The organism is uncultured Cellulomonas sp. (genome assembly GCF_963527515.1).
In the GTDB taxonomy this organism is placed as follows: domain Bacteria; phylum Actinomycetota; class Actinomycetes; order Actinomycetales; family Cellulomonadaceae; genus Cellulomonas.
This window is the reverse complement of record NZ_CAURTV010000142.1, coordinates 1-7,180: the sequence shown is the minus strand read 5'-3', so window position 1 is coordinate 7,180 and position 7,180 is coordinate 1. Positions and strand designations below refer to the sequence as shown.

Below are 7,180 nucleotides of genomic sequence, written 5' to 3'. Positions count from 1 at the left end.
CCCGTGGACCAGCACGCTCTCGCCGGGGGAGAGGCGGGCGGCCCGCAGGTTGGACCACACGGTGGCGAGCGCCTCCGGGAACGCGGCTGCGTCGACGGTCGACAGCCCGTCGGGGACGCGCAGCGCGAGCTCGGCGGGCACGGCCGCACGCTCGGCGTAGCCCCCGCCGGGCAGCAGCGCGGCGACCTGGTCACCGAGCTGGAGGTCGTCACCCCCCAGGTCGGTCCCGCGTGCGACGACCGTGCCGGACACCTCGAGGCCTGGCCAGGCGGGCGCCCCGGCGGGAGGCGGGTAGTGGCCGGCGCGATGCAGCAGGTCGGCACGATTCACTCCTGCCGCAGCGACCTCGACGACCACGTCGCGGGGCCCCGGGAGGGGGTCGGGGACCTCCTCGACCGCGAGGACATCCGGTTCGCCCGGTTCTGTGACCACGACCGCTCGCACGCTCGCACACTAACCCGCTCGACAGACGGCGGGACGCGTTAGCACAGAACGGCCCAAAGCGGAGCCCTGTCGCCGTATCCCGAGAGGTGAGGTCCATGGCAAACTCTGCCGCGGGCTAATGGTCCCGCGTCCAAGAGCCGATGAATGGCAACGGGACACCTCACAGGTCACCTGACCCGAGGGCACGACCGGTACGGCATGGTGGCCACACACCACGTCGTCGGAAGACGGAAGGGAACGACATGCTGCGACGGCTCGGCATCCGCGCCAAAGTGATGGCTGTCCTCGCCGTCCCCATGATCGTGCTGCTCGCAGCCGGTGGGTTCATCTCCTGGGACTCCCTCTCGGAGCTGCGGTACGCCCGGGCGGCCGACGACGTCGTCACGGTCCTGCGGGCGTACACCCCGGTGTCCGGCTCCCTGCAGACCGAGCGGCTCCTGTCGTTGAACGGCGGCACGCCGGAGGAGATCGCGGCAGCACGTGCGGCCACCGACGCCGCGCTCGAGACCGTGCGACCGATCACCGCGAACATGGACCTGAGCCAGTTCCCCAAGCCCGTCGTCGACCGGTTCGTCGAGGTCCAGCTGGCGCACAACACGATGCTGCCCGCGGTCCGTACCGGCGTCGACATCAAGTCGCAGCGGGCGCAGATCGAGCGCAACTACTCCGACATCATCGAGGGCCAGCTGGCCCTCATGGAGCAGGTGGCCAACAGCCTGGAGAACCGCGACCTGGCGCAGTACATCACCGCCTACCGCGAGATCGGGACGACCGCCGACAACCTGGTCGTCGAGATGATCGACGGCATCGCCCTGCTGTCCACCCGCGCAGCGGCCCCCGCCTCGGTCCGTCAGTACTCCACCCAGACCGCCGCCACGGAGCTGGCCCGTGAGCGGGCCGTCGACGCCGTCGCGACCCTCGGCGTCGAGGGGCTCGCGCTCCCGCTGAAGGACCCGACGTCCAACTTCACCCGCATGCGTGCCCTGCTCTCCCAGGGCAACGTGCAGGGCTTCGCCCAGATCGACGTCCCCGCGTTCGTCCAGGAGATCCAGGGCCAGCTGGTCAGCCTCTCGGAGCTCAACGCCGAGGTCCTCGCCGAGGCGCAGGACGTCGCCGGCCAGACCGCCGACGACGCCCGGACCACCACCTTCGTCACCATCGGCGTCGTCATCGCGGCCGTCGTGGCGTCCCTGTTCTTCGCCCTCCTCGTCTCCCGAGGGATCGTCATCCCGCTGCGCCGCCTGACGAAGGCGGCCGCCGACGTCCGCGAGCAGCTGCCGCGACTGGTCGAGCAGGTGGCCGTCCCCGGTGAGGGCCCGCAGATCACCCTGGCGCCCATCCCCGTGATGTCCCGCGACGAGGTCGGCCAGCTGGCCGCCGCCTTCAACTCGGTGAACGCGACCACGGTCCAGGTCGCCCAGGAGCAGGCCGCGCTGCGTGGCTCGATCGCGGAGATGTTCGTCAACGTCGCCCGCCGCGACCAGGTGCTCCTCAACCGCCAGCTGTCGTTCATCGACTCCCTGGAGCGTGCCGAGGAAGACCCGAGCACGCTGGCCAACCTGTTCCGCCTCGACCACCTCGCCACCCGCATGCGTCGTAACGCGGAGTCGCTCCTCGTGCTCGCCGGCATCGACTCCGGCCGCCGCCTGCGTGACGCGATGCCGCTCTCGGACGTCGTCCGTACCGCCTCCTCGGAGATCGAGCAGTACGACCGCGTGGAGCTCGACCTGCAGGTCGACCCGCACATGCACGGCTTCAACGCCCTGGGCGCCGCCCACCTGCTCGCGGAGCTGCTCGAGAACGCGACGATCTTCTCCGAGCCGGAGACGCCCGTCACGGTCACCACCGGCGTCTCGGGCCAGTACGTGGTGGTCCGGATCCTCGACCAGGGCCTCGGCATGAGCGACGCGGAGCTCGAGGCCGCCAACTCCAAGATCATCTCGACGTCCGCCAGCGACTCCCTGGGCAACCAGCGCCTCGGCCTCTTCGTCGTCGGCCGCATCGCCCAGCGCCTGGGTGCCGACGTCAAGCTGCTCAAGGCCGCGCACGGCACGGGCACCGAGACGATCGTCCGCTTCCCGGCCACGCTGTTCGTGATGACCGAGACCAACCTGTACGGCAACGGGGCGCCCGCCGCCCTCGCCGCTCAGCGCAACGACCCGGGCCTGCCGCAGATCGAGGCCCCCGTCGTCGAGGCGGTCGACCTCGCCGCCCTCACGGACGGTCAGACCTCGCTCGGCCTGCCACTGCGCCGCCGCCGCGACGACGGCTCCGACGAGCCCGTCGGCCCCGTCCCGGTCACCGAACTCTCCCAGTCCACGGGGCTGCCGTCGCGCTCGAAGAAGACGTTCGACGAGGACAACCTGGTCCTGCCCGAGGCCCCCGACGGTCGCATCGCGCCGGAGATCTCCGCGGCCGGCTCCGACTGGAAGCCCCCGACGGTCGCGCCGCTCCAGGGTGGTCTGCCCAGCCGCAGCCGCGCGTCCACCTCGGCGTGGGCCAAGCCGGAGGAGCCGACCACCACCGCCGCCGCCGCACCCGCGCCGGCCGCCCGCGCCGGGCTCTTCTCCGGCTTCCGGGGCCGCACCGAGGCAGCGTCCGTCGACACCGGCGAGAACCTCATCGTCCCGGCGCTCGCCTCGGACGACGGGGAGCGCGCGCTCCCGCCCGCCCAGTCCAACGCGGTCCGCGCGCCCTGGATGTCGAGCGGTGCGCACGCCGCGCCCGTCGAGCCGATGGTCGTGCCCGAGCTGGCCGACGACGACGACTCGTGGGAGGCCCAGGAGGCCGGTCACCGCGAGGCGCTGACTGCTGCCGACGAGGCGACCCGCACCGCGTCCGCCGCCGCCCCGACCGAGGCCGTGTGGGCCCCGACGCCCGCCTGGGACACCGCCGAGCTGGACACCCCCGCCGAGCCGCAGGCTGCAGCGTGGGAGGCCCCGGCCGCTGAGACCCCTGCGTGGCAGGCCCCGACGGCTGAGACCCCTGCGTGGGAGGCCCCGACGGCTGAGACCCCTGCGTGGGAGGCCCCGACGGCTGAGGCTCCGGCGTGGGAGGCCCCGGCTGTCGCTGAGGCCCCGGCGTGGGAGCCCCCGGCTGTCGCCGAGACCCCGGCGTGGGAGGCCCCCGCGGCTGAGGCTCCGGCGTGGGAGGCACCTGCTGCCGCCGACACCGCGGCGTGGGACGCCCCGGCTGTCGCCGAGACCCCGGCGTGGGACGCGCCCGCCGTCGCGGAGTCCGCGGCGTGGGAGGCCCCCGCGGCTGAGGCTCCGGCCTGGGACGCCCCTGCTGTCGCCGAGACCCCCGCCTGGGAGGCCCCGGCTGTCGCCGAGACCCCGGCGTGGGACGCGCCCGCCGTCGCGGAGTCCGCGGCGTGGGAGGCCCCCGCCGCAGAGGCTCAGGCCTGGGACGCCCCGGCTGTCGCCGAGACCCCGGCCTGGGAGGCCCCCGCGGCCTCCGACGCTGACGCCTGGAACCAGACGATCGTCGACGACGAGCCCGCCTGGGAGGCCCCGGTCGTCTCCGAGCAGGCACCGGCTCTCCGTTCCCGCGTGGCCGCACCGGCACCGGAGCAGGAGATCGAGGCGCCCGCCGCCGCGGTCGCCCCCGTCCAGACGTTCACGTCCTACAGCGGCTACGCCGGCTGGGGGGCACCCGCCTCCGAGTCGTACCAGCCGTTCGAGCGCACGCTCGACGAGGCCCGTGCCTGGCACACCGGCGCGATGCCGATCGTCCCGGAGCCCGTGGCCGCCGCGGCACCCGCCGTCCAGGACGTCGAGCCCGCCGAGGTCGCAGAGGTCGCCGAGGTCGTCGAGGAGCAGGCACCCGCCACCGACGACGCCGCCTGGCCCGCTCCCGCCTGGGAGCCGCCGACCTGGCAGGCGCCGGAGTGGGCGGAGCAGCCGGCCGAGGCCGTCGCCGAGCCGGAGCCCCAGCCCGAGCCCCAGCCCGAGCCTGAGCCGCAGCTGGCCGTCGTCGACGGTCTCGCGTTCCGCCCGGTGTTCCTCGAGCCCGACCCCGAGCAGCAGGACGCCGCCGCGGCCGAGCAGGTCGCACCCGCCTGGGCCCCCCCGGTCCAGGAGGCGCCGGCGTGGCAGGCGTTCCAGGCCCCGGCCCCGCAGGTCGAGTCCCCGACGCAGCTGTTCACGCCGATCGAGGCGGCCGCCGCCGTCGAGCCCGAGCCCGTGGCCTACGCCCCGCAGGCTCCCCAGCAGGCTGCGCCGCCGGTCTGGGCGCCCACGGTCGCCGCTCCGGTGGCCGCGGCTCCCGAGGCGCCGTTCTCCGAGGTCGTGCAGACGCCCGCGGACGACGCCAAGGGCCGCCGCAAGTGGGGCCTGTTCGGACGCAAGAAGGGCGACGACGCCGCTCCGGAGCAGTCCGGTCCGGTCGCGCAGGTCCCTGCCGCCCCGCTGCCCGTCAACCAGGTCGCACCCGTGCGCACCTCGGCGTGGACGGAGTCCGGAGCCGCGCAGGCACCCGCCGGCGCCGACTCCTCCCAGTCGTGGATGGCGTCGACCACCTGGTCGGCCCCGACGGCCGCTCCGGCACCCGTCGCGCCGCTCCCCAAGGCTCCGGCCCCGATGGAGCCCGCACCGGCCGGATCGTGGTCGCCGCCCGAGTGGGCCGCACGTCCGGGTGGCAACCCGGCCCCGGCCTCGACGGTCCCGCACCCCACGCTCCCGCCGTCGGTCGCACCGCGGATCGGGACCCTCGACGACGAGGTGGCTGCGATGCTGGCCCTTCGATCGGACATCCAGGAGCAGGCACTCTCGGAGCTCTCCCAGCTGTCGGCCTACCGGCCGGCCGCGACGGGTGGCAACGCGGAGCGCCTCACCAAGCGAGTCCCCACAGCTGTCCCGGCGACGCTCGTCACCGAGGACGAAGGGAAGCCCGTGCAGCGCGATGCAGACCAGCTCCGGTCGCGTCTGTCGAGCTTCCAGTCCGGGACCTCCCGTGGCCGCCGTGCCATGGAGGACCCGACCGGCCAGAGCGGCGTGAGCTGATGACCGCCATCGACCCCACAACCGTCGTCACCACCATGGTGGCGTCTGACCCCGCAGTCATCGACTGCACCAGCAAGGAGGAAGTGTGACCGCGCTCAGCACCGAGGCAGCCAACTTCGGCTGGCTCCTGGACAACTTCGTCCGGACCGTGCCCGGCACTCGCCACACACTCGTGGTGTCTGCGGACGGTCTTCTCATGGCGATGTCCGAGCGACTCGACCGCACCAGCGGCGACCAGCTCGCGGCGATCGTCTCCGGGATGTCAAGCCTGACCCGTGGCGCCGCGCGCCAGCTCCGTGCGGGGGAGGTGCGTCAGGCGATCATCGAGATGGACTCACTGTTCCTCTTCCTCATGAGCGTCTCGAACGGCTCCGTCCTCGCCGTGGTCGCGGAGTCCAGCTGCGACGTGGGCCTCATCGGCTACGAGATGGCGATGCTCGTCTCTCGTACCGAGGCGACCCTCACGCCGCAGCTCATCTCCGAGATGCGTGGCCAGCTCCCCATCGACGGCGCGACGCGCGCGCCGGTGGCCTGAGCCACGGAAGCGACTGATCCATGAGCGAGCACATCGAGTACGAGGCCAGAACGGTCCGGCCGTACGCCGTGACCGGTGGTCGCGTGCGCTCGGCGCGCTCCGACCTGCCTCTCGAGGCGTTGGTCGAGGCACTGCCCGGCGCCGTCACGAGTCAGGGACTCCCGCCTGAGAAGCGGGCGATCCTGCAGCACGCCGCGTCCAACTACATCTCGGTAGCCGAGCTCTCCGCTCTGCTCCACCTGCCGCTCGGCGTGATCCGGATCCTCGTGTCCGACCTCGCCGACCAGCAGTTCGTGCGCGTGCACACCTCACAGCCGGTCGAGGTCAACACCGGTGAGTCACCTGCCCTGTCCCTCAGCGTGCTGGAGAGTGTTCTCAATGGCATTTCCGCCCTCTGACGCCGCTGTGGCCGCTCCGGCGGGCACGGCAGGAAGCGTCGCACCCACAGTCGTCAAGATCGTCGTCGCCGGCGGTTTCGCCGTCGGCAAGACGACCTTCATCGGCTCCATCTCGGACATCGAGCCCCTCAACACCGAGGCCGCGATGACCGAGCACTCTGTCGGCGTCGACGACGCCGGTGGTGTGTCCGACCGCAAGACGACCACCACGGTGGCGATGGACTTCGGTCGCATCGCCCTGCCGGGGTCGCTCTGGCTCTACCTGTTCGGTACCCCTGGCCAGGACCGGTTCCTGTTCATGTGGGACGACCTGGTCCGCGGTGCCATCGGCGCCGTCGTCCTGGTGGACACCGACCGGCTCGACCAGTGCTTCCCGGCCGTGGACTACTTCGAGAGCCGTGGCATCCCGTTCGTCGTGGGTGTCAACTGCTTCGACGGCGTCGCCAAGCACCAGCTCGACGACGTCCGTGAGGCGCTCGCCATCCCGGCGCACGTGCCGGTGCTGTACACGGACGCACGCTCGCGTGCGGCCACCAAGCAGGCGCTCATCTCGCTGGTGCAGCTCGCGATGGAGCGTCTGCGCAGCCGGTGACCCGACAGGTCTCACCCGACCACGGCCGGCTCCCTGCGGGGGGCCGGCCGCCGTCGTTGCCCCACCTGGTGGGGGATCATGGGGGTGTGCCCGACCCGACGTCCGCCCCGACGCCGCCACCCGGCGCGGGTGGCTCCGTCCTGCCGCAGCCGCGGCGTGCGCCGGACGACGCGCAGCGGGCGCGCACGGCGCCGGACCGGGCACCCGT

At 73.1% G+C, this 7,180-nt stretch carries 5 protein-coding genes; 4 read left to right on the top strand and 1 reads right to left on the bottom strand.

Going from position 1 to position 7,180, the window contains the following annotated elements; all coding sequences use genetic code 11:
- The coding region (locus RYN42_RS18880) for an alcohol dehydrogenase catalytic domain-containing protein (protein WP_315098751.1) at window positions 1-444 on the bottom strand (444 nt) is incomplete at its 3' end.
- A 242-nt stretch (window positions 445-686) separates the two neighbouring features.
- On the opposite strand from RYN42_RS18880, the gene RYN42_RS18875 reads away from it, so the two are divergent.
- From RYN42_RS18875 to RYN42_RS18860, 4 genes are all read left to right on the top strand, one after another.
- The gene (locus RYN42_RS18875) at window positions 687-5,447 is read left to right on the top strand and encodes a HAMP domain-containing sensor histidine kinase (protein ID WP_315098748.1); all 4,761 of its coding nucleotides are present in this window, start codon (window positions 687-689) and stop codon (window positions 5,445-5,447) included.
- Window positions 5,448-5,532: 85 nt separating this feature from the next.
- On the top strand, window positions 5,533-5,982 hold the full coding sequence (locus RYN42_RS18870) for a roadblock/LC7 domain-containing protein (RefSeq protein WP_315098745.1): 450 nt from the start codon (window positions 5,533-5,535) through the stop codon (window positions 5,980-5,982).
- Window positions 5,983-6,002: 20 nt separating this feature from the next.
- The gene (locus RYN42_RS18865; RefSeq protein WP_315098742.1) at window positions 6,003-6,380 is read left to right on the top strand and encodes a DUF742 domain-containing protein; all 378 of its coding nucleotides are present in this window, start codon (window positions 6,003-6,005) and stop codon (window positions 6,378-6,380) included.
- Window positions 6,361-6,972: an ATP/GTP-binding protein gene (locus RYN42_RS18860; protein ID WP_055916480.1), complete on the top strand. Its 612-nt coding sequence runs from the start codon at window positions 6,361-6,363 to the stop codon at window positions 6,970-6,972. The genes RYN42_RS18865 and RYN42_RS18860 overlap by 20 nt, the downstream gene beginning before the upstream one ends.
- Window positions 6,973-7,180: the final 208 nt, after the last annotated feature.